General features: G+C 70.4%; 23 protein-coding genes. 10 read left to right on the top strand and 13 right to left on the bottom strand.

The features are described 5' to 3' along the window. Positions 1-63: 63 nt before the first annotated feature. The 3 genes from DFJ67_RS15170 to DFJ67_RS15180 all read left to right on the top strand — a co-directional run bounded on the left by DFJ67_RS15170 (position 64) and on the right by DFJ67_RS15180 (position 2,573). The gene (locus DFJ67_RS15170) at positions 64-864 is read left to right on the top strand and encodes a S1 family peptidase (RefSeq protein WP_116068478.1); all 801 of its coding nucleotides are present in this window, start codon (positions 64-66) and stop codon (positions 862-864) included. 66 nt (positions 865-930) lie between these two features. Continuing rightward, positions 931-1,500, top strand: a complete 570-nt coding sequence (locus DFJ67_RS15175) for a rhomboid family intramembrane serine protease (RefSeq protein WP_116076231.1) — start codon at positions 931-933, stop codon at positions 1,498-1,500. A 104-nt stretch (positions 1,501-1,604) separates the two neighbouring features. After that, a complete protein-coding gene (locus tag DFJ67_RS15180) occupies positions 1,605-2,573 on the top strand; it encodes an NAD(P)/FAD-dependent oxidoreductase (protein ID WP_116068479.1) in 969 nt (322 codons plus the stop codon). Positions 2,574-2,576: 3 nt separating this feature from the next. Here the strand turns inward: DFJ67_RS15180 and glpX are convergent, their stop codons facing one another. Continuing rightward, positions 2,577-3,605 (bottom strand): class II fructose-bisphosphatase, encoded by a 1,029-nt coding sequence (gene glpX / locus DFJ67_RS15185; RefSeq protein ID WP_116068480.1) that lies wholly within the window; start codon positions 3,603-3,605, stop codon positions 2,577-2,579. A 147-nt stretch (positions 3,606-3,752) separates the two neighbouring features. Here glpX and DFJ67_RS15190 point away from each other — a divergent pair, with 147 nt between their 5' ends. Both DFJ67_RS15190 and DFJ67_RS15195 read left to right on the top strand, forming a co-directional pair. After that, complete coding sequence (locus tag DFJ67_RS15190; RefSeq protein ID WP_116068481.1) at positions 3,753-4,307, top strand: DUF4245 domain-containing protein; 555 nt, start codon at positions 3,753-3,755, stop codon at positions 4,305-4,307. A 155-nt stretch (positions 4,308-4,462) separates the two neighbouring features. After that, on the top strand, positions 4,463-5,236 hold the full coding sequence (locus DFJ67_RS15195; protein WP_147315508.1) for a hypothetical protein: 774 nt from the start codon (positions 4,463-4,465) through the stop codon (positions 5,234-5,236). A gap of 4 nt (positions 5,237-5,240) precedes the next feature. Here the strand turns inward: DFJ67_RS15195 and DFJ67_RS15200 are convergent, their stop codons facing one another. Together DFJ67_RS15200 and xseA are read right to left on the bottom strand one after the other, a co-directional pair. Then, positions 5,241-5,447 carry an exodeoxyribonuclease VII small subunit gene (locus DFJ67_RS15200; protein WP_116068483.1) on the bottom strand — a complete coding sequence of 69 codons (207 nt, stop codon included), beginning with the start codon at positions 5,445-5,447 and terminating at the stop codon, positions 5,241-5,243. After that, entirely contained in the window at positions 5,444-6,691 is a 1,248-nt protein-coding gene (gene xseA, locus DFJ67_RS15205; RefSeq protein ID WP_116068484.1) for an exodeoxyribonuclease VII large subunit, read from the bottom strand. Before xseA ends, DFJ67_RS15200 begins: the two co-directional genes overlap by 4 nt. A gap of 72 nt (positions 6,692-6,763) precedes the next feature. On the opposite strand from xseA, the gene DFJ67_RS15210 reads away from it, so the two are divergent. Continuing rightward, positions 6,764-7,747, top strand: a complete 984-nt coding sequence (locus DFJ67_RS15210) for a 4-hydroxy-3-methylbut-2-enyl diphosphate reductase (RefSeq protein WP_203783922.1) — start codon at positions 6,764-6,766, stop codon at positions 7,745-7,747. Here DFJ67_RS15210 and DFJ67_RS15215 read toward each other — a convergent pair. The 3 genes from DFJ67_RS15215 to DFJ67_RS15225 are packed head-to-tail and all read right to left on the bottom strand — an operon-like array spanning position 7,736 to position 9,997. Beyond that, on the bottom strand, positions 7,736-8,332 hold the full coding sequence (locus DFJ67_RS15215; RefSeq protein WP_116068486.1) for a PH domain-containing protein: 597 nt from the start codon (positions 8,330-8,332) through the stop codon (positions 7,736-7,738). The two genes, DFJ67_RS15210 and DFJ67_RS15215, sit on opposite strands and share 12 nt — an antisense overlap. A gap of 37 nt (positions 8,333-8,369) precedes the next feature. After that, complete coding sequence (locus DFJ67_RS15220; protein ID WP_147315509.1) at positions 8,370-8,807, bottom strand: hypothetical protein; 438 nt, start codon at positions 8,805-8,807, stop codon at positions 8,370-8,372. A 56-nt stretch (positions 8,808-8,863) separates the two neighbouring features. Beyond that, positions 8,864-9,997, bottom strand: coding sequence for a DNA recombination protein RmuC (locus DFJ67_RS15225; protein ID WP_116068488.1), 1,134 nt, complete (start codon positions 9,995-9,997; stop codon positions 8,864-8,866). Between the two features lie 53 nt (positions 9,998-10,050). On the opposite strand from DFJ67_RS15225, the gene DFJ67_RS43255 reads away from it, so the two are divergent. Continuing rightward, positions 10,051-10,875 (top strand): hypothetical protein, encoded by an 825-nt coding sequence (locus DFJ67_RS43255; RefSeq protein WP_203783916.1) that lies wholly within the window; start codon positions 10,051-10,053, stop codon positions 10,873-10,875. Positions 10,876-10,949: 74 nt separating this feature from the next. Next, positions 10,950-11,606, top strand: a complete 657-nt coding sequence (locus tag DFJ67_RS15235) for an LTA synthase family protein (RefSeq protein ID WP_116068489.1) — start codon at positions 10,950-10,952, stop codon at positions 11,604-11,606. Here DFJ67_RS15235 and valS read toward each other — a convergent pair. Together valS and DFJ67_RS15245 are read right to left on the bottom strand one after the other, a co-directional pair. Then, complete coding sequence (gene valS / locus DFJ67_RS15240; RefSeq protein WP_116068490.1) at positions 11,603-14,149, bottom strand: valine--tRNA ligase; 2,547 nt, start codon at positions 14,147-14,149, stop codon at positions 11,603-11,605. The genes DFJ67_RS15235 and valS overlap by 4 nt on opposite strands. A gap of 4 nt (positions 14,150-14,153) precedes the next feature. Next, a complete protein-coding gene (locus DFJ67_RS15245) occupies positions 14,154-16,247 on the bottom strand; it encodes a transglycosylase domain-containing protein (protein ID WP_116068491.1) in 2,094 nt (697 codons plus the stop codon). Positions 16,248-16,391: 144 nt separating this feature from the next. Here DFJ67_RS15245 and DFJ67_RS15250 point away from each other — a divergent pair, with 144 nt between their 5' ends. Continuing rightward, on the top strand, positions 16,392-16,760 hold the full coding sequence (locus tag DFJ67_RS15250; protein WP_116068492.1) for a PH domain-containing protein: 369 nt from the start codon (positions 16,392-16,394) through the stop codon (positions 16,758-16,760). Here DFJ67_RS15250 and DFJ67_RS15255 read toward each other — a convergent pair. Genes DFJ67_RS15255 through DFJ67_RS15275 form a run of 5 tightly spaced genes read right to left on the bottom strand, consistent with a single transcriptional unit; the run spans position 16,748 to position 22,904 of the window. Next, positions 16,748-19,969 carry an NACHT domain-containing protein gene (locus DFJ67_RS15255; RefSeq protein WP_170215854.1) on the bottom strand — a complete coding sequence of 1,074 codons (3,222 nt, stop codon included), beginning with the start codon at positions 19,967-19,969 and terminating at the stop codon, positions 16,748-16,750. The genes DFJ67_RS15250 and DFJ67_RS15255 overlap by 13 nt on opposite strands. Beyond that, positions 19,966-20,352 carry a toll/interleukin-1 receptor domain-containing protein gene (locus tag DFJ67_RS15260; RefSeq protein ID WP_116068494.1) on the bottom strand — a complete coding sequence of 129 codons (387 nt, stop codon included), beginning with the start codon at positions 20,350-20,352 and terminating at the stop codon, positions 19,966-19,968. Before DFJ67_RS15260 ends, DFJ67_RS15255 begins: the two co-directional genes overlap by 4 nt. A gap of 57 nt (positions 20,353-20,409) precedes the next feature. Further along, the gene (locus tag DFJ67_RS15265) at positions 20,410-20,670 is read right to left on the bottom strand and encodes a YciI family protein (protein ID WP_116068495.1); all 261 of its coding nucleotides are present in this window, start codon (positions 20,668-20,670) and stop codon (positions 20,410-20,412) included. Between the two features lie 28 nt (positions 20,671-20,698). After that, entirely contained in the window at positions 20,699-21,784 is a 1,086-nt protein-coding gene (ychF, locus tag DFJ67_RS15270) for a redox-regulated ATPase YchF (RefSeq protein WP_116068496.1), read from the bottom strand. Positions 21,785-21,815: 31 nt separating this feature from the next. After that, entirely contained in the window at positions 21,816-22,904 is a 1,089-nt protein-coding gene (locus tag DFJ67_RS15275; RefSeq protein WP_116068497.1) for an MBL fold metallo-hydrolase, read from the bottom strand. Between the two features lie 110 nt (positions 22,905-23,014). On the opposite strand from DFJ67_RS15275, the gene DFJ67_RS15280 reads away from it, so the two are divergent. Further along, a complete protein-coding gene (locus tag DFJ67_RS15280) occupies positions 23,015-24,436 on the top strand; it encodes a DNA-3-methyladenine glycosylase 2 family protein (RefSeq protein WP_116068498.1) in 1,422 nt (473 codons plus the stop codon). Positions 24,437-24,440 lie beyond the last annotated feature (4 nt).

The following is a 24,440-nucleotide window of genomic DNA, read 5'->3' on the forward strand; positions in this document are numbered from 1 at the left end:
CAGAGGGTACGAACCGGCGGGTTCGTACCCTCTGCGGCTTTTGCGGGATCTAAGGTCTGATCCATGCGTGGGTGGCGCTTTCGAGGCGCGTTACTGGTGACGGCGGCGGCGGCCATTCTCGGCCTGCTGCCAGCGGCGTCGTGGGCATCGGATGACGGGCAGGAGCGGATCGTCGGCGGACACAGCGTCGACGAGGGCACCTACCCCTGGATGGTCCGGCTTTCGGTCGGCTGCGGCGGCTCGCTGGTCGCACCCCAGATCGTGCTGACCGCCGGCCACTGCGTGAAGCGCAGCGGAGCCGACACCAGCATCGGCATCACCGCCGGCTCGGTCGACCTCCAGTCGGCCGACGCGAAGACGGTGCGCTCGCGCTACATCCACCGGGCGCCGGGCTACACCGACGCGTCCAAAGGCGACGACTGGGCGCTGATCCTGCTCGACCAGCCGCTGAACCTACAGACCCTGGCGCTGGCCCAGGACGGCACCTACGACGAGGGCCGGTTCACGGTCATGGGTTGGGGCTCGACCCGCGAGGGCTCGCTGACCCAGCAGCGCCGGCTGCGATCGGTCGATGTGGACTTCGTCTCCGACGCGTCGTGCGGCCGCAAATACGGGCGGCTCGGCCTGGAGATCGTCGACTCCGACATGATCTGCGCGGCCCGCAACGGCAAGGACTCGTGCCAGGGCGACTCCGGTGGTCCGATGGTCCGGCTGGACGCGACCGGTTCCTGGTTGCAGATCGGGATCGTGAGCTGGGGGTACGGCTGCGCGCGGAAGAACTATCCAGGTGTCTACGGCCAGGTGTCCACCTTCGCGCCCGACATCGCCGCCGGCGTGACCGCACTGCAGAACCGCTTGGCGTGAGCGCTTCTCGCCTGGTACCCCTAGTGCGTGTCCCAGGACTGGACGACCGACCCCGACCCGGCGCGCATGCGCTTCGGCACCGAGACGTTCTACGCCGCGGTCGGGCGGGCGTTCGTGGCCATGTGCGCGGTCGTGCCGGTGCTGTTCGCGATCGAGGCCCTCGACTACTGGCTGCACCTGGGCCTCGACCCTCGGGGCGGGATCATCCCGCGGAGCGTCTACGGCCTCGACGGGATCGTGTTCTCGCCGCTGCTGCACGACGGCTTCGACCATCTCTACGGCAACAGCGTCCCGCTGATCCTGCTGGGCACGTTCGTGTTGGCGGCCGGCTCGCGCCGGTTCATCTGGTCGACCGCGTTCATCATGTTGGTCAGCGGCCTCGGCGTGTGGATCACCGGCCCGCCCAACACCGTGGTGGTTGGTGCCAGTGGGGTGATCTTCGGTTACTTCGGCCTGCTGTTGGCCCGGGGGATCGTGGAACGCACGTGGTGGAACCTCGGCGTGGTGGTCCTGGTCGGGCTGCTCTACTGGTGGCAACTCTTCGGCATCCTGCCGTCCGACCCGCACGTTTCCTGGCAGGGTCACCTCTTCGGTTTCCTGGGCGGCGCGGTCGCCGCGATCCTGTTCCGTCGCTAACAGCTTGGGACGGACCTTGCCGGTGTGGCATCGCTATGCCTACCGTCGATGTCGACCGGGCAGCGGTCGATCGGGCAGCATTGCCTGAAAGGCATTGGTGAGCCATGCGGGAAATCGACGTCGCGATCATCGGCGCGGGGCCGGCCGGCTTGTTCGCGGCCTATTACGCGGGCTTCCGCGGCCTCTCGGTGGCAGTGATCGACGCGCTACCCGAGCCGGGCGGGCAGGTGACCGCCATGTACCCGGAAAAGCAGATCTTCGACGTCGGTGGCTTCCCCAGCATCAAGGGCCGCGAGCTGGTCGCCAACCTGGTCGAGCAGGCCGCACCCTTCCGCCCCGAATATCTGCTCGGCAACCGGGCTGACGACCTGTCCCACGTCGACGGGCAGCCGGTGCTCCGGATGGCCGACGGCTCGGAGCTTCGCTGCGGCGCGGTGATCATCACCGGTGGCATGGGCAGCTTCACGCCCCGCCCGCTGCCGGCCGCCGAGGGCTTCGCCGGCACCGGCATCGTCTTCTTCGTGCCCCACCTCGCCGACCTGGCCGGCCGCGACGTGTTGATCGTCGGCGGCGGCGACTCGGCGTTCGACTGGGCGCTGGCCCTCGAGCCGCTGGCCAAGTCGGTGACGCTCGTGCACCGCCGCGACCGGTTCCGGGCCCACGCCGCCACCGTCGCCCGGGTTCAGGAGCTGAGCGTGAAGATCGTGGTCAACGCCGAGGTCGCCAAGATCCACGGTCAAGAGACGATCACCCACGCCGACATCGTGGTCAAGGGCGGCGAGACCGAGACCATCCCGGTCGACACGGTCGTGGCCGCGCTCGGCTTCACAGCCGACCTCGGGCCGCTCGCGGCGTGGGGGCTAGACCTCGACAAGCGGCACATCAAGGTCGACAGCACCATGGCGACCAACCTGCCCCGGGTGTACGCCGCCGGCGACATCACCGAATACCCGGGCAAGGTCCGCCTGATCGCGACCGGGTTCGGTGAGGCGGCGACCGCGGTCAACAACGCGGCGGTCGCCATTGACCCGGCCGCGCACCTGTTCCCGGGTCACTCCTCCGAGAACGGCTAGCTCTTAGCTGAGCTCCTGCTCGGCCAGCGGGCGGCCGTCGAAGTCGACCGAGGAGTAAAGGGCCAGCTTCTCCAACCGGTGGTAGGAGTCGATGATCCGGATCGTGCCGCTCTTCGACCGCATCACGATCGACTGGGTGTAGGCACCGCCGGCCCGGTAGTGCACGCCGCGCAGCAGGTCGCCGCTGGTCACGCCGGTGGCGACGAAGAACGCGTTGTCGCCACGCACCAGGTCGTCGGTGTGCAGGACCCGGGCGAGGTCGTGGCCGCCGGCCAGCGCCTTCTCCCGCTCGGCGTCGTCGCGGGGCCAGAGTTTGGCCTGCATCTCGCCGCCCATGCACTTGAGCGCGCAGGCCGCGGTGATGCCCTCGGGCGTGCCCCCGATGCCCATCAGCACGTCGACCTCGGAGGTCTCCCGAGCGGCGTAGATCGCGCCCGCGATGTCGCCGTCGGAAATGAAGCGGATCCGGGCGCCGGCGTGGCGCACCTCGTCGATGAGTTGCTTGTGCCGCGGCCGGTCGAGGATGCAGACCGTGACGTCGGAGACGCTGCCCTTCTTGGCCTTGGCGATCCGGCGCAGGTTCTCGGTGGCCCCGGCGTTGATGTCGACCACGTCGGCGCAGTCTGGCCCGACGGCGATCTTCTCCATGTAGAAGACCGCGCTCGGGTCGAACATGGCACCCCGCTCGGCCACCGCCAGCACCGCGAGCGCGTTGGGCATGCCCTTGCTCATCAGCGTGGTGCCGTCGATCGGGTCGACGGCCACGTCGACCTCGGGGCCGGTGCCGTCGCCGACATGCTCGCCGTTGTAGAGCATCGGGGCGTTGTCCTTCTCGCCCTCGCCGATCACCACGACGCCGCGCATCTGGATCGAGTTGATCAGCTTGCGCATCGCGTCGACGGCGGCGCCGTCGCCGCCCTCCTTGTCGCCCAGGCCGACCCAGCGACCGGCGGCCATCGCCGCGGCCTCGGTCACCCGAACCAGGTCAAGGGCCAGGTTGCGGTCCAGGTCTTGGGGGATCTTGGCGCTCATCGGGCGGCCTCCTCGCGTCGCGGCGGTGCAGTGGGAGTCGGTCGGTCGGTACCTGTGATCCTGGCATGACCGGCTGCTGAACGTCCGTTCGGGGCGCGAAGTCGGCCCCGTGTGGCGCCGCTTTCCGAAGCTGGGACAATTCACTGCGTGGAGCAGCAGGAAGCGGGCACCAAGGAGATCGTCGAGTCGGCGCAGCGCGCCGAGCGCCGGCCGCGCGACATGGTGATCTCGCTGGCCGTGCTGCTCGTCCCGATCCTGCTCGCGTTCGGCATCTACCGGGTGTTCTTCGACGGCCACGACCCGATCAAGGTCGACCCGTCGGCGGCGATCGACGACGCCCGGCACGCCGGCGCCTTCCCGGTCCTCGTGCCGACCGGCCTCGACCAGGACTGGACCACCGTCAGCGCCACGTTCCAGACGATCGACGGCGGCAAGGTGCTGCGCTTCGGGATGGTCAGCCCGGATGGCCAGGGTGCGCAGGTGGTGCAGACCGACGCGCCGGCCGACGACATCATCCCGGCCGAGTTGACCCGCGACGCGCGGATCCAGGGCAACACCGAGATCGCCGGCGGCCCGTGGCAGACCTACTCCACCCGCCCGGGCGAGCACGCCTTCGTGAAGGTCGCGCCCGACTCCACGGTCATCGTGGTCGGCGGCGCCTCCGAGGCCGACCTGACCGATCTGGCCGCCTCGCTCAAGTGATCTAGGTTGATACGCTCCCTGGTCCCGCAGGCCCCTGGAGCCCGAAGCTGCCGCTCTCGCGCCGGACCGCCGCCGTCAGCGTGATCGGGGCGGCGCCGTTTGCTTGATCAAGTTAGGCTACGGCGCTTCCCGTCGATGAATTAGTGGAGTATCCCTTGCGTAAGCGCGTTCTGGCGACCGTCTCGACGGCCGTCCTGATTGGTCTGGCCGGCTGTGGCCAGGCTTCCGACTCCGCCGCCGGCGGCAACCCGGCCCCCGCGGCCACCACCACCGTGCCGGCCGATCCGGTGGCCCGGCTCAAAGCGGCGACCAAGGAGATCGAGGCCGGCAACTACCGGTTCGAATTCAAGAACGGTCCGATGAGCGGCAAGGGGTACGTGCACAAGCCGACCAACGGCACGAAGTTGGACATGGCCTTCGACGACCCACAGCTGAAGGCCACGGCGGAGTTGCGGGTCGTCGACTCCGCGACGCTGGCCCGGCTGACGGTCGGCGGCCAGGCCATCGCCGGTGGCGGCAAGTGGCTGAAACTCGATACGGCCAAGATCGCGGACAACGAGTTGATGGCCTACATCGCTGACGCGGACGTGCCCGGCGCCGGGCAGATCCTGGCCACCGCCACCGACGTCGTCGAGAAGAACGGCGCCCTGACCGGCATGGTCGACCTCGCCAAGCCGCAGGGCATCCCGGCACTCGACGAGGAGACGCTCGACCAGGTCTCGCGGTCGATCAACCGGGTCCCGTTCAGCGCCACCCTCGACGAGCAGGGCCGGCTGGCGAAGCTGGTGCTCGACCTGGTCGGACCCAGCGCGGGCCATCTCTCCACGATCGACTTCAGCTACACCGACTACGGCAACGCGACGCCCGACGCGGCACCCGCGGCCGCCGAGACCATCGACGCCCCGGCCGACTTCTACGACCAGATCTGACCGGTTACGCCTCGGCGCCGGCCTGTTGGCGGGCGGCGTCGAGGCGTTCGCGGGCGCCGTCGAGCCAGTGTTGGCAGATGTCGGCCAGCCGCTCGCCGCGCTCCCACAGGGCCAGCGACTCTTCCAGCGAGATGCCGCCCGCCTCGAGCTTCTCGACCACCGTCGCCAGTTCGGCGCGGGCCTGCTCGTAGCTCAGGTTCTCGTCGGTCACCGGTTCTCCTCGCTCGCCTCGTCGACCGTTGTCGACAGTTCACCGCTCGCCAGCCGTACCCGCAGCACATCGCCCTTGGCCACCTCGGACGCCGCGCGCACGACGTGCCCGGAGCGACCCTGGACGATGGCGTAGCCGCGGTCGAGCGTCGCGGCCGGCGACAACGCGCGCAACCGGGCCACCGTGTGCCGCAGGTCACCGGCCGCCGCGCTGATCCGGTGGTCGAGGCTGCGCCCGGCCCGGTCGCGCAGGGCGGTCACGTCGGCCGCGCGCTGCTCGATCATCACGTGTGGCCGGGCCAGCACCGGGCGGGACCGGATCGCGTCGATGCGGTGCTGCTCGCGGTCGACCAGGCCGCGCACGGCGCGGTCGAGGCGCTGCCGGGCCTGCCGGATGACCCGGATCTCCTCGCCCAGGTCGGGCACGATCCGCTTGGCGGCGTCGGTCGGTGTCGAGGCGCGCACGTCGGCGACGTAGTCGAGCAGCGGCGCGTCGGTCTCGTGGCCGATCGCGCTGACCACCGGCGTGCGGCAGGCGAACACGGCCCGGCACAGCGTCTCGTCGGAGAAGGGCAGCAGGTCTTCGACCCCGCCGCCGCCCCGGGCGATCACGATCACGTCGGTCGACTCGTCGGCGTCGAGCACCTTGAGCGCGTCGATGATCTGCGGCACCGCGGTCGGGCCCTGCACCGCGACGTTGACCACCCGGAAGTCGACCGACGGCCAGCGGCGCCGGGCGTTGTTGAGCACGTCGCGCTCGGCCGCCGAGGCGCGCCCGGTGATCAAACCGACCCGGCCGGGCAGGAACGGCAACCGTCGCTTGCGCCGCGGGTCGAACAGGCCCTCGGCGGCCAGCAGCTTCTTGAGCCGCTCCAGCCGGGCCAGCAACTCGCCGAGGCCGACCTGGCGGATCTCGTCGGCGCGCAGGCTCAGCGTGCCCCGGGCCGGGAAGAAGTCGGGCTTGGCGTGCAGGGTGACCCGGGCGCCCTCTTCGAGGTTGGGCGCGCCGAGGTCGAGCACGTCACGGTTGGTGGTGACGGTGAGGCTGAGATCGGCCGACGGGTCACGCAGGGTGAGGAACACCGTGGTCGCGCCGGGCCGGCGGCTGATCTGGGCCACCTGACCGTCGACCCAGACCCAGCCGAGCTTGGCGATCCAGCCGCTGATCTTCTGGCTCACCACACGCACCGGCCACGGCTCCTCCGGAGTGCTCTTCGGGGCACCGTTGGGCTCGGGCGTGGTCACCGCACCACCCTACGGCGGGCGGCCGGTCGCGCGGTGGCAGCGGCGGGGTTTCCGGCCGCCACGTACGATTGGCTGGTGATCGAGGAACGCAAGCGTGTGCTCCTGGCCAACCCCCGCGGCTACTGCGCCGGCGTCGACCGCGCTGTGCTGACCGTCGAAGAGGCGCTCAAGCTCTACGGCGCGCCCATCTACGTCCGCAAGCAGATCGTGCACAACAAGCACGTGGTGGCCACGCTGGAGCGGCGCGGGGCGATCTTCGTCGAGGAGAACGACGAGGTTCCCGAGGGTGCCACGGTGATCTTCTCGGCCCACGGCGTCGCCCCCGAGGTGCACGACCAGGCCAAGGCCCGCCGGCTCAAGGCGATCGACGCGACCTGCCCGCTGGTGACCAAGGTCCACCAGGAGGCCAAGCGGTTCGCCGCCGACGACTACGACATCCTGCTCATCGGTCACGAAGGCCACGAAGAGGTCGTCGGCACGGCCGGTGAGGCGCCCGCGCACATCCAGCTCGTCGACGGCCCCGAGGGTGCCGACAAGGTGACCGTGCGCGACCCGGCCAAGGTGGTCTGGCTCTCCCAGACGACGCTCTCGGTCGACGAGACGCTGGAGACGGTCGACCGGCTCAAGCAGCGCCTGCCGCTGTTGCAGTCGCCGCCCAGCGACGACATCTGCTACGCCACCCAAAACCGGCAGCAGGTCGTCAAGCAGATCGCTCCCGACTGCGACGTGCTGCTCGTCGTCGGCTCGCGCAACTCGTCCAACTCGGTGCGCCTGGTCGAGGTCGCCCTCGACGCCGGCGCGCGGGCGTCCTACCTGGTCGACTACGCCAATGAGATCGACGACGCCTGGCTGGCCGGTGCCACCACGGTCGGCGTCACCTCCGGCGCGAGCGTGCCCGAAGACCTGGTCTCCGAGTTGCTCGACCACCTGGTGGAGCGCGGTTTCGAAGACGTCTCCGAGGTGACCACCGTCGACGAGCGGCTGGCCTTCTCGCTGCCGCAGGAGCTCAAGCGCGACATGAAGGCCGCGGCCGCCCGCGCCGCCTCAGCCGACTGACACCAGGTTTTCGCGCACGGCCGTGACCAGCTCTTTCGGGTCGTCGGCCCAGAAATGCAGCGCCGTCACCGGCCCGCGCGGCAGGTCGACGGCGGTCGGCCCGGTCAGCACGAGTTCGATGTTGGTCTGACCGAACACCGCCACCTTGCCGATCAGCCCACCGTCGGCGGTCTCCTCGAACTGCACGCCCTTGCTCTTCTCCAGCGGCCGGTTGCGGGTGCGCACCTCGGCGATCGCCGACCAGGGCAGGAACACGTCGACGGTGAAGCCGGAGCGGACCCGGACGCCAGTGGCCCCGACCACGTGCGGGTGCACCCGGATGGCGCCGAGGAAACCGACCATCCAGAGCAGGCCCCACAAGCTGAGGGCGAATGCGATGATCTGCACGGTCCGCCAGGGCAGCAGGAAGTGCAGGATCGGAATCTCCACGATCGACACGCCGATGAACGCGAGCATCACGGGCGTGGTCATCGCGCTGTAGCCGAACCGGGCGCCCGGGCCGGCCGGGTCGCGGCGGAACACCCAGCGGAAGAGGCTGACCCAGACGCCGCGTTCGTAGGTCAGCGCTGTGCGGAGGAGGTTCACCCCCTCAGCATAGCGTTTTTACATTGCGATCGTAATGTCAAAGACGTTGGGCCGACGTGATCATGGCGGGAGTGCCCTGCTGGCAGGTGCTGACCAGGTCGGAGCGGACCTCCAGCGTCAATCGCACCTTGACGCCCGCGTAGACCAGGCTGGTTGGCGCATTGATCAGTAGATAGTTGTCGAGCAACAGGCAGCCGGGCTCGACGCCCTCGGTGACGGTGCCAGTGACGCTGACGACCTTCGGGGTGTTGGCGCCCGACGGTTTGGTCGGCCGCGGCGACGGGTCGCGGCCCGGGGGCGGCGTCGGCTGCACGGTCGGGTCCGGCGGAAACGTCAGCGTCGGGCTCGGCACAGCGGGAACCGTCGCGGTCGACACCGACGGTGCCGGCAGCGGATCGCCGCCTTCCCGGGTCGCCGAGCATCCGGCGAGTGCCGCTGTCAGGACAATCGCGAGCGGCACCGAAACCCTGCGCATGACGTCGAAGTGTGTCATTGGGATCGGACGCACGCCAGGGCCGGCGCGGTTCCCGATCAGATGAGTTCGGGCGCCTGGAGTTGGCGCGGCGTGCTCTCCACCTGTTGCGGCACCACCAGGTCGTCGCCGGACACGCCCAGCTCTGCCAGCTTGCGCGCGCTGACCAGGACGCGGGCCTCGAGCGAGCCGACCGCGCGGTTGTAGGAGGTCACCGCCGAGCCGAGCGATGAACCCAGCTTGCCGACGTGGTCGCCGAGCGTGGCGAGCCGGCCGTAGAGCTCGCGGGCCAACTCGTGCACCGCGACCGCGTTGCGGGCCAACGCCTCCTGCCGCCACGAGTAGGCGACCGTGCGCAGCAGCGCGACGAGGGTCGCCGGGGTGGCCAGCACGATGTTGCGGCTGAACGCGTGCTCGAGCAGCGTCGGGTCGCGCTGCAACGCGACGTCGAGGAACGTGTCGGCGGGCACGAACAGCACCACGAACTCGGGCGACTGGGCGAACGCCGACCAGTAGGCCTTGGCGGCCAGCCCGTCGACGTGTGCCCGCAGCTGCCGGGCGTGCGCGTCGAGGTGCTGGTCGCGGGTGCGCTCGTCGCGCGCCTCCATCGCGGTCAGGTAGCCCTCGAACGGTGCCTTGGCGTCGACCACCACGGTGCGCCCGCCGTGCAGGCGCACCACCAGGTCGGGGCGGACGCCCTGGTGGTCGGTGGAGGCCGTCACCTGCTCGGAGAAGTCGCAGTGCTCGAGCATGCCGGCGGCCTCGACGATCCGGCGGAGCTGGAGCTCACCCCAGCGGCCACGCACCTGCGGCGCCCGCAGCGCGGCGACGAGCTGCTTGGTCTCGGTGCGCAGCTCGCCGGAGACGGTCGACATCGTGCGCACCTGCTCGCGCAGCTCGGCGTAGGCGTCGACCCGGTCGCGCTCGAGCTCGGCCACCCGCAGCTCATAGCGGCGCAGCGTCTCGTGCAGCGGCGCGACCGCCCGCGCCACCGCCTCCTGCGACTGCACGGTGGCTTCGAAGGACAACGCCCGCATCGACTGCTCCAGGCGCCCCTCGCCTTCGCGGGTCGAGTCGATGGTGGCCTCGAGCCGGGCAACTCGGGCCGCAGACCGCGAAACCGCCGCAAACCACCCGGCCACCGCACCCAGGGCAAGGCAGAGGACCACTACGGCCACCGTCGAAAGGTCCATTCGGTAAGACTGCCAAACGGGTACGACATGACAAGGCTAGGTACCGTCGTGTCATGACCTGGTTGTGGTTGATCGCGCTTCTGGTGATCGTCATCGCGCTGGTGCTCTACTACCAGCGGGGGGTGGCCGGCCGCCGCGAGCGAGAACTGGCCGACGCTCGCGCGGAGGCACAGCGCTGGTATGAGCGGCTCGGCGGGCAGGTGATGAACCTGCATGGTGAGGACACGGCCGTCCGGCAGGCGCTGGCCGACGCCGGCGAGCGCTACACGGCCGCGGGCAGCCAGCTCGAGCAGGCGCGCTCCACCCGGCAGTTCGAACTCGCCCGGGAGACCGCGCTGGAGGGCCTGACCTACATCCGGGCGGCCCGCACCGCGATGGGCATCGACCCTGGCCCGGAGTTGCCGCAGTTGGCGTCGGCGCGGGGTGCCGGCACGCTCACCAAGGAGCGCACGGTCGACGTGCAGGGCCGGCCGTTCACGGCGGGCCCGCAGCCGACCTCCGGCACGCCCTACTACTACCCGGGCGGGCGCTACCAGGGGCGGCCGGTTCCGTCCGGCTGGTATTCCCAGCCCTGGTGGAAGCCGGCACTCGGCGGTGCCGCCGGTGCGATCGGCGGCCTGCTGATCGCCGACGCGCTGTTCTCGCCCGCGTTCGCCGACCCTGGCTACGGCTACGACTCCGGCTATCAGGAGGGCTTCCAGGACGGCAACGACTACGGCGACGGCGGTGGTGACGGCGGTGGTGACGGCGGCGGCGACGGTGGTGGCGGCGATGGCGGCGGCGACTACGGCGGTGGCGGCGACTACGGCGGTGGCGGTGACTGGGGCGGCGGTGGCGGCGACTTCGGTGGCGGCGACTTCGGCGGTGGCGACTTCTGACCGGCCCGCCCGACCACCGCGAGTAGGGCTAGCGGGATGGTGCCGGGGGTCTGGCGTTGGGCACAGTAGGTGACGTGACGACGACCTATCCGCAGACCTCGACCCAGACACCCGCACCGCGGCCGGCCGGCGGTCGAGCCGCACCCTGGCTCGCCGGCGGCGGCTTCGCGTTGCTCGCCTGCGCGCTGGTGAGCGGCGTCGCGCAGGCCGCGCACGACTTCCGCTGGTGGTCACTGTTCGTGGTCATCCCGACGTCGCTGATCTCCGCGGCCGGCTTCGTCTACCTCCGCCGCGGTGGCGGCATCCTGGCGTACGCCCTCGGCAATCTCGGTTTGATCGCCTTCGCCGTCGGCGTGATGCTGATGTTCGGCGACGTGCCCCGCTTCTGGCCGCTGCTCATCTCGCTGCCAGCGGCCGCGATCGCCGGCAGCTACTACTGGCGGGCCGACGACCCGCTGGCCCGGTCGTTCCACCGCACGCTCGCGATGCTCGCCACCATCGCTGTCGTGCTCGGGCTGGGCTTCCTCGGCTTCCGGTTCCACTGGTTCGAGCCGGAGCCGCGCTGGTGGGCGTGGTTCATGGTGGCCGCCGGCGTGGTCGTCGTCGGCAACGGCGCCGAGCTCGTGCGGCACCGCATGGTCTACCGGGTCTCGGCCGCCGCGCTGGCGGCCGGCCCCGGCATCATCACCATCCTGCTCGGCGTGCGCTTCCTGCGCGGCTGGTGGTTTTAGAAGGCGCTGGCGACGACCAGCTCCGTGGTGCGGTCGGGGAGCAGGTCGAGCTTGCCGATGCGGCCGGCGGCGCGGAGGTCGTCGGCGGCCAGCGACAGCGTTTCGAGCATCGCGGCCGGCCCGAGCACCTCGGCCAGCGGGACCTCGGTGCGCATCGAGACCTTGCGCTCCGACTTGGCCCGGCGCACCTGTGACAGCGCCTCGCCGGCCAGCTTGAGCAGCTCGGGTGTGGCGTCGCCGGCGATCTCGTGGACGGTCGGCCACGGCGCCCGGTGCACCGAGCCGTAGCGCCACCACGACCAGACCTCTTCGGTGACGAAGGGCAGGAACGGCGCGAACAGTCGCAGTTGGACGGAGAGTGCGACGGCCAGCGCCGCCCGGGCCGAGGCGGACGCCGCCGTCTTTCCGTAGGCGCGTTCCTTGACCAGCTCGATGTAGTCGTCGCAGAAGCGCCAGAAGAACGCCTCGGCGCTCTGGAGCGCGGTGGTGTGGTCGTAGGCGTCGAAGGCCGTGGTCGCGGTGGCGACCACCTCGCGCAGGCCGGCCAGCATCGCCTGGTCGAGCGGCTCGGTGACGGTCTTGTCGGCGGAGGTCACCCCGAGGCCGAGGGCGAACCTCGACGCGTTGAGCAGCTTCGTGGCCAGCCGCCGGCCGATCCGGATCTGCGCCGGGTCGAAGGCCAGGTCGGTGCCGGGCCGGCCGCTCGCGGCCCAGTAGCGCACCGCGTCGGAGCCGCTGTCGACGAGCAGTTGCATCGGCGTGACGACGTTGCCCTTGGACTTCGACATCTTCTTGCGGTCGGGGTCGAGGATCCAGCCGGACAACACCGCGTCGCGCCAGGGCAGGGTGCCGTGCTCGAAGTGGGCGCGGACCACCGAGGCGAACAGCCAGGTGCGGATGATCTCCTGACCCTGCGGCCGCAGATCCATCGGGAACACCCGGGCGAACAGGTCGGGGTCGGTCTCCCAGCCGCCGACGATCTGCGGTGTCAGCGACGAGGTCGCCCAGGTGTCGAGCACGTCGGGGTCGCCGGCGAACCCGCCGGGCACGCCGCGCTGCTCCTCGGTGTAGCCGGCCGGCACGTCGGACGACGGGTCGACCGGCAGCCGGTCTTCGGTCGGCACCAGCGGGTGGTCGTGGTCGGGCCGGCCGTCGGCGTCGAGCGGGTACCAGACCGGGATCGGCACGCCGAAGAAGCGCTGGCGGCTGACCAGCCAGTCGCCGGTGAGGCCGCCCACCCAGTGCTCGTAGCGGTGCCGCATGTGTGGCGGCACCCAGTGCAGTTGCCGGCCCCGGTCGAGCAGCGTCGCCCGCAGGTCGGCGTCGCGGCCGCCGTTGCGCAGATACCACTGCCGGGTCGACACGATCTCCAACGGTGAGTCGCCGCGCTCGTAGAACTTCACCGGGTGGGTCACCGGGCGCGGCTCGCCGATCAGGTCGAGCGACTCGGAGAGCAGGCCGACGATCTCCCGGCGGGCCTGGTTGACGGTGCGGCCGGCGAGCGGCGCGTAGGTCGTCGGGTCGACGCCCTGCGGCGGCTCGGCCAGCAGCCGCCCGTCGCGGCCGATCACCACGCGGGTGTCGAGGCGCAGCTCGCGCCACCAGGTGACGTCGGCGAGATCGCCGAACGTGCACACCATGGCGATGCCGCTGCCCTTGTCTTTTTCGGCCAGCGGATGCGCGTGCACCGGGACGTCGACCCCGAACACGGGGGTACGCACGGTGCGCCCGAACAAATGCGCGTAGCGCTCGTCATCGGGGTGGGCGACCAGCGCCACGCAGGCCGGCAGCAGCTCGGGCCGGGTGGTCTCGATGTAGACCGGCTCGTCGCCGGGGCCGTGGAAGCGCAGCCGGTGGTAGGCACCCGGCCGCTCGCGGTCTTCGAGCTCGGCCTGGGCCACGGCGGTGCCGAAGCCCACGTCCCAGAGCGTCGGTGCCTCGGCGCTGTAGGCCTCGCCGCGGGTCAGGTTGCGTAGGAACGCCCGCTGCGACGTGGTGCGCGCGTGGCGGCCGATCGTCGTGTAGGTCAGCGACCAGTCGACGGAGAGCCCGAGCCGGCGCCACAGCGCCTCGAACGCCTTCTCGTCTTCGACCGTCAGCCGCTCGCACAGCTCGATGAAGTTGCGCCGGGAGATGGCCGTCGGGTTCTTCCGCGCGGCGTCGTCGACCGGTGCCGGCGGTGGGGTCCACGCCGGGTCGTAGGGCAACGCGGCGTCGCCGCGCACGCCGTAGACGTTTTGCACCCGGCGCTCGGTGGGCAGGCCGTTGTCGTCCCACCCCATCGGGTAGAACACCATCTTGCCGCGCATGCGCTGGAATCGGGCCACGGTGTCGGTGTGGGTGTAGGAGAAGACGTGGCCCATGTGCAACTCGCCGCTGACCGTGGGTGGCGGCGTGTCGACGGAGAATACGTCACCGCGGGCCTTGGACCGGTCGAACGCGAAGGTTCCCGTCTCCTGCCACCGGCGCGACCAGGTCTCTTCGAGGCCGTCGAAAGACGGCTTCTCCGGGATCCCGGCGCGCCTGCCCGCCGTATCCGTCATGCGGTCAGGGTACCGCCGGGTTCCAGCGATTTCCGAAAGCCAGGCTCTGGCTCGGCGCGGTGAAACCCTTCTCCGGCTGGCCCACCAGCGCGCGTTTCAGCACGTCGGTCACCGCGGAGATGACCTGCACCTGCACGGCCGCGCCGACCCCGTCGGCGGGGTGGGCCGGGTTGGCGGCGATCCCGGCGACCGCGGCCTGCGGCGTGAAGCCCACGAACGACTCGGTCGCGTTCCCCTCGGAGCTGCCGGTCTTGCCGGCCACCGGTCGCCCATCGAGCATTGTGGACACCTGCGCGGCGGTGCCGCCGTCGCACTGGCCGTACGCGCCGGACTGGCCGACCGGGCAGCGCGCGGCGTCGACCGCGGCCCGCGCGATGTCGGGATCCACCACCCGATGGCAGTTCGGGTCGGCCGCCGCCACCGCGGTGCCGCTCGCGTCGGTGATTCCCTTGACCGGCAACGGCGTGCAGTAGGTGCCGTCGGCGGCGATGGTGGCGTAGGCGTTGGCCAGGTCGAGCGGCGTGGTGTCGGCGACGCCGAGGGTGAACGAGCCCCAGTCGTCGGCGTCGGTCTTCGCCCGCTCGGCGTCGGCCTTGGCGCGGAACGTGATGCCGAGCCGCTGCGCCATCTCGACCGCCTTGGCCGCGCCGACGTGCTCCTCGAGCCAGACGAAGTAGGTGTTGACGGAACGGCCGAAGCCGGTCCACATTGTGCGGTAGCCGTCCATCCACGATGGATTGTCGTTGACCGGGCAATAGGCGCCGCCGCAACTCGCCGGGCCGCTGTCTGCCCACTGGGTCGGCAGCTGGGCGGGCGCGTTGAAGCCGGTGTCGAGGGTGTAGCCCGCTTCCAGCGCGGCGAGCATGGTGAAGAGCTTGAACGTCGAGCCGGCCTGATAGCCGGTCACCGAGTCACCGCCGGCGACCAGTTGGTCGACGGTGTTCGGATAGTCCCTGCCGCCGGGGTTCTTGGCGAGGCTGTAGTGGCGGTTGACGGCGAGCGCCAGCACCCGGCCGGTGCCCGGCTGCACGGCCGCGATCGGCAGCGCCTTCGACGAGCCGTAGCCGTAGACGTTGGTCGCGGCGTCGGTCGCGGTCGACTGCACCTTCGGGTCCATCGACAGCACGATCCGGTAGCCGCCGTCGCGGAGGGCGGCCAGCCGCTGCTGCGCGTTCTCGCCGAACGCCTTCTGCTGCTGCCACCAGGAGACGAAGTAATCGCAGAAGAACCGGCTGTCGGCCGGAGTGGCCGCCGTGCACCCATTGGGCACGCTGCTGGGCTTGAGGCCCAACGGCTGCGACTTGGCCTTGGTGGCGTCGGCGGCGGAGATGTCGCCGGCCTTGGCGAGGGAGTCGAGCACGTAGTCGCGCCGGCTCTGCGCGGCGGCCTTGTCGCCGTGGATCGGGTCGTACTGGTCGGGCGACTGCACCAGCCCGGCGATCAGGGCGGCCTGGGGGAGGGTCAGCTTGTCCGGCGTTGTGGAGAAGTAGGTCTGCGCGGCCGCCGAGATCCCGTAGGCACCGGCGCCGAAATAGACGATGTTGAGATAGCGGGAGAGGATCTCGTCCTTGCTGATCGCGTGCTCGACGGCGACGGCGTACCGCATCTCCTCGATCTTGCGCCCGAAGTCGTCGGCGGTCGCGGCCTGCTGTTCTTCCTTGGTGGCCCGCGGATCCGTCTTGAGCACGTTCCGGACATATTGCATGGTCAGGGTGGAAGCGCCCTGCTCGGTCTGCCCACTGCTCCCGTTGGCGACCACGGCCCGCAACACACTCCGCACATCAACGGCGCCGTGCTGGTAGAACCGGGTGTCCTCGGCCGCGACCATCGCCTGCCGCATCACCGGCGCGACGGCGTCCAGCGCCACGTTGGTCCGGTTGAGGTCGGCGAACGTGGTGATCAGCGTCTTGCCGTCGGCGGCGTAGAGCCGGGATGCCTGCGGAACGCTGGGCTGCGCGAGCGCCACGGGCAGATCGGTGGTCGCTATGGCGACCCGGGTCGCGACAAACCCGGCAAGCAGCCCACTCGGCAACGCGGCGGCGGCGAGGAGCAGGCCCATCACCCCGACGCCGATCGCCAGTCGCGCCCACTTCGCCATCTGTGCCTCCCCGAGTGTTCCTCCTCAGGTTCCGCACTTTGCGCACGGATGCCCAGCTTCCGGGCCCAACTCACACCGCTCTGCCAGGAACCGCCCAGCCCGTTCCAAGCTGCCTGCTTGACCGGGGTGTCTAGCGTCGGTCATATGACGACCACGAACGCCAAATACGACAAGAAAGAGCAGTTGCGGCAGATCGAGAGCGGCCTGCTCCAGGGCGAGGAGATCATCGCGGTGTACGACGCGATCGGCACCGGCACCGGCTTCATCGGCCTGACCAACCGCCGGGTGATCGTGCAGGACAAGTCGTTCGTGGGCAAGCGGGTAGCCATCACGAGCATCCCCTACGGCAAGATCACCAGCGTGAGCGTGGTGAGCGACAAGTCCTGGGGTGGCTCGTTCTTCTCGACGGGCTCGATCGCCATCCACGTGGGCGCGCACACCTACGAGGTCGCGTTCCGCGGCTCGGACAAGGCCCACCACGTCCACAACGTGGTGCTGCACTACATCTCCTGAACCCAGTCCAACCAAAGGCCCCACTCCCGAGCGAACACCTCATAGCGGCGCAGCACGTCATCAGGCGGCAGGCCGACTTCGCGCGCATACGCCCGCAGCCCGTCGGCGGGGATCATGTCTATCGGGTCGTGGTCGGTGAGGTCGAAGGGCGGAGGCAGCGGCAGCAGCGAATCCTGGCTACGCAGGTCGAGGCAGCAGGCCGCGACCGTCTTGAGGGTTCGGATGCGGCGCGCGCGGTCGCCACCCTGAAGCCGCTCGACGATCCGCTGGCGTGCGCCGGGGGTGCCCAGGCCGGTCTGCACGAGATCGACCCAGATCGCCTGTTCGTCACTCGCCGGATCGAAGCCGGTCACGAACCGGGAAGCCGAGTCGCGCAAGTCGGCATAACGATGGTCGGACCAACGCACGTACGCGACCCGCTCAAGCCCCGATTCGAGCACGCCTTTGTCGTCTTCCTTGGCAAGCCGTGCGAGCAGCGGACCCAACTCGGCCGGATCGTCGATCCGCACCATGAGCACGGTCGGCTTACGGATCCTGGCGGAGGGGGATTCCGCGAACAGCGCGACGAGCCGCGCCCGCATCGGGTGCGACATCGGGTAGCGGATGGTCAGGGCATCGGCGACATGCGCGGGCGCCGCTCTGGTGAACCAGAGCAGGGCCGCTTCCTGAAGGTTCGCCAGCTCGCCGGTCTGATCACCGGATCTCGCCGCGGGAACGAGCCACAGGAGAAACCGGGCGAATGCCGGATCGGTCTGCTCGTCGCGCAAAAGGCTCGCGCAGCGTTGGATCAGGTCGGCGGGCAGAGTCGCGTCGGGCGCCCTTTCCGGCGCGTAGACCCAGCCGAGTGCCCACGCCGCCGTCATGGCCATCGGGCGCGGCTCGTCGAGGAGCGGAACGAGCTCGGCGGTGAGCCCGGTGATCAGCTTCGCGGGCAGTGCACCGCGGTGGTTCGCGACGACCAGCACGACCGTGTGTGCCGCCTGAAGCCGGACGGTGTGGTCGGGGGAGCGAAGCGTTTCCCGGACCTCCTCCGCGTCGAGCGTCTGGGGTCGCCTGCCTTCCAGATAATCGTCCAGGAACAGGTCCTGGATGAGCGCGACGTCGCGTTCCCAGTCGCCGGTGCAGGCCGCCACGACCCGTTGCACGACCTCACTGCGCCACCGGGTGCGCACCAGCTTGGCCAGCTCCGGCCTGGACCGTTGGAGTGCGGTGTCGACAACTGTCCGCACGAGCGTCGCGCTGACGTTGGGCTCATCGGTCAGGCAATCCGTGGCGAGCAGGTTCAAATGCGGTGCGAACTCCTCGTCGGAGAAGCGGTCCGCCACCAGTCCCTGAAGGATCTCCTCAGCGTCGGCGTCGTTGCAGCTGGCAACGCAGAGCCGGACTGTCTCCAACCAGCTTTGGGACCCCTTCGAGTCCGGTGCCGACGCGGTGCGGATCACCAGCGGCAGCACGGCGTCGGCCAGCGTGCCCTTCGGATCGTGGCCGGGATGATGCCCCTCCACGAGGGCCCGGGCGGCCAGGTATTCCTGGAACGTCAGGTGGCGGAACTCGTACACGGGGACGGGTCTGCCGTTGTGTCTGATCTCGCCCGCCTGTGCCAGCAGGCCGGTGCGGTCCTCAACCAGCGCGAGGAACGCCGACGGCGTGCGGCTCTGTGCGGCGTAGACCTGCGGGAACTCGGCACGCATCGCGGCGAGGACGTCGAGCACCTCGTCTTCGCGGAGGCGTTGGACGCCGCGGTCGCACATCGTGTAGGCGAGGTATTCGAGCTGCGGCATCGCCTCGCGCGAGTCGAGCGGCAGGTCGATCTCCCGGCGCCAGTTGAGCAGCACCTGCACGGCCTCCCAGTAGAGGTCGGCCCGGCGGCTGGGCAGCTTGCCCACCTTGCGCTTGACCAGCGCCATCGTGGTGAGCAGCATCGGATTGCCGGTCAACGCCTCGATCTGCGGCGTGCTGTGCACATCGGAGATCAGCTCTGCGGTCGCACTCTCCCGGCGCTCGGGCGGCTCGGCGAGCGCACACCACCGGCTGGCGAACTCGTCTTTCTCACCGGCTTCGAGAGGATCGACCACCACGTGCGTGAAACCCCGGCCGATCCGGTAGCCCATCTCGCGATAGCCGACCACCCGGCACGTCGTGACGATCGGGGCCTTGGGATATGCCGTGGCGATCCGCTCGATCTGTTGGCTGAACTTGGCCCGCAGCATTGGATCCGCGATCTCGTCGAGGCCGTCCAGGAGCAGCAGGGCGGTCCCATCGGTGAGCCTGCCGCGGAGCAGTTCGCGCAGCGCGGCGCATTCCTGGTCGTTCATCTCCTGCTGGCGCAGCGTGAAATTGAGGACATCGTCGAACGCGCCACCGATGTGGTCGCTGCGCAGGTCTCGGCAGCGGATCAGCACCGGAAGAAGGTCCTCCTCCGGCAGCGTGCCGACATCGGGCAGGTCACGCCAGTCGGGGTCGTCGGCGAGCCGCAACAGGTAGGCGGTGGTGATCCAGCGCAGCAGCGTGCTCTTGCCGGAGCCGGGATCGCCGAGGACGACCAGCCGACGGTCGGCGGCAAGGCGCTCGCCGAGCGGCACCCGGTCCTGCGTTCCCGCATCGGGTTGCGCCCCACCCAGCCGCTCGCCTCGCACGGAGGTCGGCCGAACCCGCAGGGCAACGTAGAGGCGGCGCAGCTCGAGCTGGCGCAGGGCGATGTGCCGGTCCCCTTCCGGCAGGTTGACCAGGTCGACGAGGTCGCAGGACTCCAGCGCCAGCTGCCGGTATCGCGCCTCCGCCGTGGTCGCGGCGCTCGACTCGGCGATCGTCCGGTCCAACGGGAAGTAGCGGACCAGGGCGGTCACCAGATCGTCGGCGGCTTTCGCCTGGTTGTGCCACCAGGCGGCGACCTTGCCGTCGAAGGCGACCGACTCGGTGTCGGCGTCTTCCTCCATCTGGACGACGAACACCCGGTTCTGGCGGTTGGCCTGCCGGGCCGCGTTGACCACCCGGCGTGCCCAGGGTGTGCCGACCGCCCGGATGGTGCCGCACAGGACGACCGGGCCGCCCGCGTTGAGCACCTTCTGGGTCTCCTCCACCACCGACTCGCCGACCAGCACCGTCGCGCCGTAGTGCACGTCGTAGCCGGCGGCCTGGATCGGCGCGGCCAGCTCTTTGGCCCGGTCTTCCTCGCCGTTGGCGTGGGCGATCAGGACGGTGACGCTCACCGGATCGCCCGCAGGAGTTGGGCCACGCCGCCGGCCCAGTCGGTGGTCAGGTCGGCGGTCTTGAGGTCGGCGAGCAGGGCGGGCGCGTCTCCGCCGGTCAGGACGACGGGCAGGAGTTTCACCCCGGCGCCCTGGATCTGGCGGGCCAGCGTCGACGCCCACTCCCGCACGATCCACGGCGACTCCACGCCGTGCACCGAGTAGCAGAGCACCACGTAGCCGGCGGTCGTCAGACCCTGGTTCATCCACTCCACGATGGAGTCGCCGACCTGGAGGTCGGTCACGTCGAGATGGACGTCGTGCCCAGCGGCGCGGATCTCGTCGGCGAGCTTTTCTGCGGGGGAGGCGTCGGCCATGCGATGGCTGACGAACACGACGGCCATCGGCGCATGGTAGCGATGTCGGTACCGTGAGCGGTACCGCCGATCACCCGGACAGGGTCAGCGGATGACCGGATTCCACTCCCGCTTGGCGGCGATCGAGACACCGGGCGCGCGGTAGTAGGGATCCGCGGCGACAAGCTCTTCGAACTCGGCCTCGGTCGCCACATCGAAGATCAGCAGCGCACCGGACTCGTCGGCATAGGGCCCGGCCAGCGCGACCAGACCCCGTTCCTTGAGCCCGGCCAACACCTCCCGGTGCGCGGGCCGATGCTTGAGCCGCTCCGGGTTGCCGTCAAAAGACAGTTCGAGCAAGAACATCAGGCCATCCTAGGCCCGGTCGCCTTGCCTACACGTTGAAGCGGAAGTCCACCACGTCGCCGTCCTGCATGATGTAGTCCTTGCCTTCGATTCGGACCTTGCCGGCCGCCTTGGCCGCCGCCATCGTGCCGGCCGCCATGAGGTCGTCGTAGGACACGATTTCGGCCTTGATGAAGCCGCGCTGGAAGTCGGAGTGGATCACGCCGGCGGCCTCGGGTGCGGTGGCGCCGATGGGGATCGTCCAGCCGCGCGACTCCTTTGGGCCCGCCGTCAGGTAGGTCTGTAGGCCCAGCGTGCGGAAACCGACCCGGATGAGCTGGTTGAGGCCCGGCTCCGGCTGGCCGATCGACTCCAGCAGCTCGCGTGCCTCGTCTTCGGGCAGGTCGATCAGCTCCGACTCGACCTTGGCGTCCATGAAGACCGCCTCGGCCGGTGCCACCAGGGCGCGCAGCTCGTCGAGGAACGCGGCGTTGTTGAGCTCTTCCTCGTCGACGTTGAAGACGTAGAGGAACGGCTTCGCGGTCAGCAGGTGCAGTTCGCGCAGCTCAGCCACGTCGATGCCGGCACCCGCAGCACCCGCGTAGAGGGTGACGCCCGTGTCGAGCAGCTCGCCAGCAGCCTTGGCCGCGGCCGCCATGGCCGCCCGCTCCTTGCGGAGCCTGGCTTCCTTCTCCAGCCGGGGGAGGGCCTTCTCGATCGTCTGGAGGTCGGCCAGGATCAGCTCGGTGTTGATCGTCTCGATGTCGTCGGCGGGGGAGACCTTGCCGTCGACGTGGACCACGTTGGGGTCCGAGAACGCCCGCACCACCTGGCAGATCGCCGACGCGTCGCGGATGTTGGCCAGGAACGCGTTGCCGCGGCCCTGGCCCTTCGACGCGCCCCGGACCAGGCCGGCGATGTCGACGAAGGAGACCGGGGCCGGCACGATCTTCTGCGAGTCGTAGAGCGCGGCCAGCTTGCCGAGCCGGGCGTCGGGCAGGCCGACGACGCCGACGTTGGGCTCGATGGTCGCGAAGGGGTAGTTCGCCGCCAGCACGTCGTTTTTGGTCAACGCATTGAACAGGGTGCTCTTGCCGACGTTGGGCAGGCCGACGATCCCGATGGTCAGACTCACAACAGACCAGCTTACGCAGGCCCTTCGAAGATCAGGCGATCGCCTGCCACCAGCCGTCGATGGCTGGCGGGGCGTCGACGTCGACCCGCTCGCCCGGGCGCGGGACGGCGAGGGTGACCCCCTCGGCCTTGGCCTCGGACCAGAGGCGGTCGGCGGGCTCGGCCCAGTCGTGGAAGGCCAGTACGAACGTGCCCCAGTGCAGCGGGATCATCAGCCCACCCCGGACCGCCTGGTGTGCCCGGACCGCGTCTTCCGGGGTCATGTGGATGTCGGGCCAGCCCTCGCCATAAGCCCCGATCTGCATCAGGGTCACGTCGAACGGGCCGTGAGCGGCGCCGATCTCGGCATAACCGTCGAAATAGCCTGAATCGCCCGTGTAGAAGACCTTGCGGTCGTGGCCGGCGACCACCCACGACGCCCACAGGGTCTCGTCTCGGGTCAGGCCGCGACCGGAGAAGTGGCGGGCCTCGGTCGCGGTCAGGGTCAGGCCGGCCACCGTGATCGACTCGTCCCAGTCGAGCTCGATCACCCGCTCGGCCGGGATGCCCCAGCGGGCGAAGTGGGCGCCCACGCCCAGCGGCACCACGAACGGGGCCGTCGAGCTCAGCGCCAGTGTGCGGATCGTCGGCAGGTCGAGGTGGTCGTAGTGGTCGTGCGAGATCACGATCGCGTCGAGCCGGGGCAGCTCGTCGAGCGGGACCGGGGGCTCGTGCAGGCGGCGGGGGCCGACCAGGTGCGACGGCGAGCAGCGGTCGCTCCAGACCGGGTCGAACAGCACCCGGTCGCCGTCGATCTCGACCAGCGCCGACGAGTGCCCGTACCACGTGATGTGTAGGCCTTCCGACGTGGCGCCGGAGGGGTGCGCCAGCGGGATCGGGAGGCGGGGCTTGCGCCGCTCGCGGTCGGCCAGGAAGGAGCGCAGCAGCGCGCCGCCCGGAGCCGCGATCGTGCGGGCCGGGACCCGGTTGTGGAACTTGCCGTCGCGCCACTGCGGCGACGGGCCGACCCGGCGCTCGTCAGGACGGGCGCCCATCTGGAGCGGCACGTCGCGCGCGGCCCAGGCCAGCGCCGCCGCGGCCGTGCCCAGGATGCCCAGTGCCCAAGTCGACTTCTTCGCCATGACCACAAGTGTGCAACAACGCACCGACAAAAAGCTGAGCGTCTACTCAGCTGATAGCGATGTCCGATTCCCGCGAGCCAGCGGCGCCGGCGCGAGGCAGGATCAATGGCATGGAACTGGAGTTCGAGCGGTGCTACCGGGCGGTCGACAGCCGTGACCAGCGGTTCGACGGCTGGTTCTACACGGCCGTGACCTCGACCGGGATCTACTGCAAGCCATCCTGCCCGGCCATCACGCCCAAACGGGCGAACGTCCGTTTCTACCCCTCGGCCGCCGCCGCGCAGCGGGCCGGCTTCCGGGCCTGCCGCCGCTGCCGGCCCGACGCCGCGCCCGGCTCACCGGAGTGGGACGTGCGCGCCGACACGGTCGGCCGGGCGATGCGGCTGATCGGCGACGGCGTCGTCGACCGGGAGGGCGTGCCGGGGCTGGCGTCCCGGGTCGGCTACACCGAGCGTCACCTGCACCGCATGCTCGTCGCGGAGGTCGGTGCCGGCCCGCTGGCACTGGCCCGGGCGCAGCGGGCCCAGACCGCCCGCATCCTGGTCGAGACGACCGATCTTGGTCTCGCCGAGATCGCGTTCGCGGCGGGTTTCGGCAGCGTGCGGCAGTTCAACGACACGATCAAGGAGGTGTACGGCGGCCCGCCGTCGACCCTGCGCGAGGCAAAACACCGCAAGACCCCCGAAGCCGGTGTCGTCAACCTGCGGCTCGCCTACCGGCCACCGCTCAACGCGCCCGCGCTGCTCGAGTTCCTCGGCGACCGCGCGATCCCGGGCGTCGAGGAGGTTGTCGACGGCACCTACAAGCGGTCGCTGACCCTGCCCCACGGGGCGGCCGAGGTCGAGCTCACGCCGCTGCCGGGCCATGGCGGCGGTGCCCACGTGGCCGCCACGCTGCGGCTCAAAGACGTGCGCGACCTGGCGCCCGCGGTGGCCCGCTGCCGCCGGCTGCTCGATCTCGACGCCGACCCGGAGGCGGTCGACGGGTTGCTCGGCACCGACCACGCCCTGGCGAAGACCGTCGAGAAAGAGCCGGGGGTACGCGTCCCGCGTGCCGTCGACGGCTTCGAGACCGCCGTGCGGGCGATCGTCGGCCAGCAGATCTCGGTGCCGGCCACCCGCACGATCCTCGGCCGCATCGCCAAGAGCGCCGGCACCGCCGGCTTCCCGGATGCCGCGGCCGTCACGGAGTTGCCCGACGAGGCGTTCCCGATGCCGGCCGCCCGCCGGGAGACGATCCGCGGCCTGGCCCAGGCGGTGGTCGACGGCAGCGTCGACCTCGACCTCGGCGCCGACCGCGAAGAACTGGTCCAGGGCCTGGTCGCGCTGCCCGGCATCGGCGCCTGGACGGCCGGCTACGTGGCGATGCGCGCCGCCGGTGACCCCGATGTCTTCCTGCCAACCGATCTCGCCGTCCGGCGCGGTGCCAAGGCCCTCGGCCTGCCGGACGAACCCAAAGCACTCGAGGCGCACGCCGCGGCCTGGCGGCCGTGGCGGTCCTACGCCCTGATCCGTCTCTGGAGGAACGCGTGAACAC

Origin of the sequence: Asanoa ferruginea, from assembly GCF_003387075.1 — a bacterium.
GTDB classification, from domain to species: Bacteria; Actinomycetota; Actinomycetes; order Mycobacteriales; family Micromonosporaceae; genus Asanoa; species Asanoa ferruginea.

Excerpts from the sequence above, each read along its gene's own strand:
- DFJ67_RS15220 (WP_147315509.1), bottom strand. The coding sequence starts at position 8,807 with ATGCGCAGGGTTTCGGTGCCGCTCGCGATTGTCCTGACAGCGGCACTC.
- valS (WP_116068490.1), bottom strand. The coding sequence starts at position 14,149 with ATGACGGATACGGCGGGCAGGCGCGCCGGGATCCCGGAGAAGCCGTCT.
- DFJ67_RS43255 (WP_203783916.1), top strand. The coding sequence starts at position 10,051 with ATGACCTGGTTGTGGTTGATCGCGCTTCTGGTGATCGTCATCGCGCTG.
- DFJ67_RS15265 (WP_116068495.1), bottom strand. The coding sequence starts at position 20,670 with ATGTTCTTGCTCGAACTGTCTTTTGACGGCAACCCGGAGCGGCTCAAG.
- DFJ67_RS15170 (WP_116068478.1), top strand. The coding sequence starts at position 64 with ATGCGTGGGTGGCGCTTTCGAGGCGCGTTACTGGTGACGGCGGCGGCG.
- DFJ67_RS15225 (WP_116068488.1), bottom strand. The coding sequence starts at position 9,997 with ATGGACCTTTCGACGGTGGCCGTAGTGGTCCTCTGCCTTGCCCTGGGT.
- DFJ67_RS15250 (WP_116068492.1), top strand. The coding sequence starts at position 16,392 with ATGACGACCACGAACGCCAAATACGACAAGAAAGAGCAGTTGCGGCAG.
- DFJ67_RS15175 (WP_116076231.1), top strand. The coding sequence starts at position 931 with ATGCGCTTCGGCACCGAGACGTTCTACGCCGCGGTCGGGCGGGCGTTC.
- DFJ67_RS15275 (WP_116068497.1), bottom strand. The coding sequence starts at position 22,904 with ATGGCGAAGAAGTCGACTTGGGCACTGGGCATCCTGGGCACGGCCGCG.
- DFJ67_RS15180 (WP_116068479.1), top strand. The coding sequence starts at position 1,605 with ATGCGGGAAATCGACGTCGCGATCATCGGCGCGGGGCCGGCCGGCTTG.
- DFJ67_RS15245 (WP_116068491.1), bottom strand. The coding sequence starts at position 16,247 with ATGGCGAAGTGGGCGCGACTGGCGATCGGCGTCGGGGTGATGGGCCTG.
- glpX (WP_116068480.1), bottom strand. The coding sequence starts at position 3,605 with ATGAGCGCCAAGATCCCCCAAGACCTGGACCGCAACCTGGCCCTTGAC.
- DFJ67_RS15280 (WP_116068498.1), top strand. The coding sequence starts at position 23,015 with ATGGAACTGGAGTTCGAGCGGTGCTACCGGGCGGTCGACAGCCGTGAC.
- DFJ67_RS15260 (WP_116068494.1), bottom strand. The coding sequence starts at position 20,352 with ATGGCCGTCGTGTTCGTCAGCCATCGCATGGCCGACGCCTCCCCCGCA.